This is a genomic window from Sulfurovum sp. (assembly GCF_049668085.1).
GTDB lineage: Bacteria > Campylobacterota > Campylobacteria > Campylobacterales > Sulfurovaceae > Sulfurovum.
Genome location: NZ_JBATIY010000004.1, coordinates 1 through 2,688, shown reverse-complemented (window position 1 = coordinate 2,688; position 2,688 = coordinate 1). Strand labels below are relative to the sequence as shown.

The following is a 2,688-nucleotide window of genomic DNA, read 5'->3' as shown; positions in this document are numbered from 1 at the left end:
CCCATGAACTCTGTATATTTGGTACATAATCCAAAAAAAGCCTCGCTACTGCCAAATAACGCAGATAAAGATTTGAAGAGGTTTTTGTGATCGTTGGCACTTCTCTTTTAAGCTGTGTATGATCACTTTGATATGACCACATGATAAATGCTCTAAACCCTCCTGTTTCATCCTGAAGCTGACGAACATAATCCCAGTGTTCCACAATCTCACGAGTCGTCTCTACCGTACCATACATCATCGTAGCCGTTGACTTGATATCGAGTTTATGTGCCTGACGGTGCACTTCCAGCCATTGATCTTTATCGTGTTTTTTAGGGGCTATAATGTCACGTACTCTATCTGAAAGTATTTCTGCTCCTGCACCAGGAATAGAACTAAGCCCTTTGGCTTTGAGTCTACGCAAAACTTCTGAGATACTTATCTTAGAACGGTTGGCAATATAATCTATCTCAATCGATGAAAAACCATGTATTGTAACTTGCGGGTATTTCTTTGAGATATGTTCAACCAAGTCCTCATACCACTCTATCTCAAGCTTAGGGTGTACTCCTCCCTGGAAGAGTATTTGTGTTCCGCCTATCGCTAAAAGTTCATCTATTTTTTGGTCTATCTCATCAAAAGTCAGAATGTACGCATCTTCTTTTTTCTCATGCGTATAAAAAGCACAAAACTTACAGTCTACCCAACAGATATTCGTATAGTTGATATTTCTGTCTACGACAAATGTGGTAACACCTTTAGGATGCATCTCTTTCTTACGTGCAAGTGCCATCTTTCCAAGGGTTTTAAGATCAGCTTTTTCAATGAGCTCTACCGCCTCATCAATACTCATACGTTTATTTGTAGAATTAGTACGACTCGTCATTTATGTCTCTTTATCCAATGCGTCCAAAACACCATTAATGAACTGTGGTGATTTTTCATCTGCAAGTGTTTTAGCAAGTTCAACTGCTTCGTTAATAATGATCGCCTTGTCTGTTTTAGCCACAAGTATCTCATACGCACCCAGTCTCATGATAGCTTTTTCTACTTTTCCAATGCCATCATAGTCCCAATCCATCAAATGTTCATTAATTTTGGCATCCAACATTTCAAGATTTTCTATGGTCCCCTGAAAAAGTGTATATGAAAACTCTTTTTGCTTATTTCGGATCTTACCCTCTTCCAAGATTTCATCCGAGAACTTTGCAATATTTTCATTTCCTAGATCATACGCATAGAGTAACCCAACTACCGCTGTACGTGCCTGATGTCTTGTTGCCATATTTTTCCTATTTATTCATGTTTATTTAATGTGACTAGTCACATGAGCCAACTGCTGAAGTTGTCGTAGTGACAACGTAGCTTTTTGGGCTCTGCTCAAAAGCGTCCTATACTATCTTTTAGTTGCTATTAATCAAGTTCATTATAAAGGTTAATAAGCTCAATAAGTCCTACCATCGCTTCAGCACCTTTATTCCCTGCTTTCGTACCTGCTCTCTCTATAGCCTGTTCAATGCTGTCAACTGTCAGTACACCAAATGTTGCCGGTTTACCATATTTAAGCGTTACAGTTGCCACACCTTTAGTTGCCTCTGCTGATACATAATCAAAATGAGGTGTTGCACCACGGATCACTGCACCTAAACAACATACAGCATCATATTTACCAGAAGCCAATGCTTTGTCCAATGCAAATGGTACTTCAAATGCACCTGGTACCAAAATAAGATCTAGATCATCTGCATTACCACCATGTCTTGCATACGCATCGACGGCACCTTCCACCAATCTATCTGTGATAAAGTGATTAAATCTTGCATTGATGATCGCTACTTTTTTACTTTTATCTACTGAGAGTTGACCTTCTACTGTTTTCATTCTTATCCTTTAATTATGTTTTTAAATTTATCTATTCCACTATGGTTCTAATCGCATCGATCTGTTTGATCAATGCATCCAATTTGCTTAATTCTATCATATTTGGTCCATCACTCAAAGCAATGCTTGGGTCAAAGTGTGTTTCAAAAAAGAAACCATCCACACCTACAGCTGCAGCTGCGCGTGAGAGATAAGGAACAAACGAAGAGTCTCCACCTGAACTTGCTCCACCAGATGCAGGCATCTGCACAGAGTGTGTTGCATCAAATATAACTGGGGCGAACTCACGCATCGTTCTAAGTCCACGCATGTCTACGACAAGATTTCCATATCCAAAACTTGATCCGCGTTCTGTAAGCCATACATTATATTTCTTTGCATTTTCATAACTTACTTCACCATCAAAACCTCTGGTTTTAAGTATCTTTGCCACTGAATGTTCCATCGCAGCAGGTGCTAAGAACTGTCCTTTTTTAATGTTCACAGTAGCAGAAGTCTCTGCTGCTGCAACAAGAAGGTCTGTCTGACGACATAAAAATGCAGGGATCTGAAGTACGTCTGCCACTTCAGCGGCTGCTTTGGGTTGAGTATAATCATGGACATCCGTTAAGATCTTATACCCAAACTGGTCTTTGACCTCTTGAAGCATTTTAAGCCCTTCATCCAATCCGGGACCTCTAAAAGAGTCCAGGCTTGTGCGATTGGCTTTGTCAAAACTTGCTTTAAAATAAAACTCTTTAGTACAGTCCTCATGGTACTGCCCCAAAGACTCTGCGATGCGCATTACAGCGTCACGACTTTCAAGAACACACGGTCCAGCAATTA

General features: G+C 40.0%; 4 protein-coding genes. All 4 read right to left on the bottom strand.

Going from position 1 to position 2,688, the window contains the following annotated elements:
• Positions 1 to 868, bottom strand: an 868-nt coding sequence (locus tag WBM70_RS00105; protein WP_424556481.1) for a CofH family radical SAM protein, incomplete at its 3' end; no start/stop codon positions are given.
• Entirely contained in the window at positions 869 to 1,267 is a 399-nt protein-coding gene (gene nusB / locus WBM70_RS00100; RefSeq protein ID WP_424556480.1) for a transcription antitermination factor NusB, read from the bottom strand.
• A 128-nt stretch (positions 1,268 to 1,395) separates the two neighbouring features.
• A complete protein-coding gene (gene ribH / locus WBM70_RS00095) occupies positions 1,396 to 1,863 on the bottom strand; it encodes a 6,7-dimethyl-8-ribityllumazine synthase (protein ID WP_424556479.1) in 468 nt (155 codons plus the stop codon).
• Between the two features lie 31 nt (positions 1,864 to 1,894).
• Positions 1,895 to 2,686: a 3-deoxy-8-phosphooctulonate synthase gene (gene kdsA / locus WBM70_RS00090; RefSeq protein WP_424556478.1), complete on the bottom strand. Its 792-nt coding sequence runs from the start codon at positions 2,684 to 2,686 to the stop codon at positions 1,895 to 1,897.
• Positions 2,687 to 2,688: the final 2 nt, after the last annotated feature.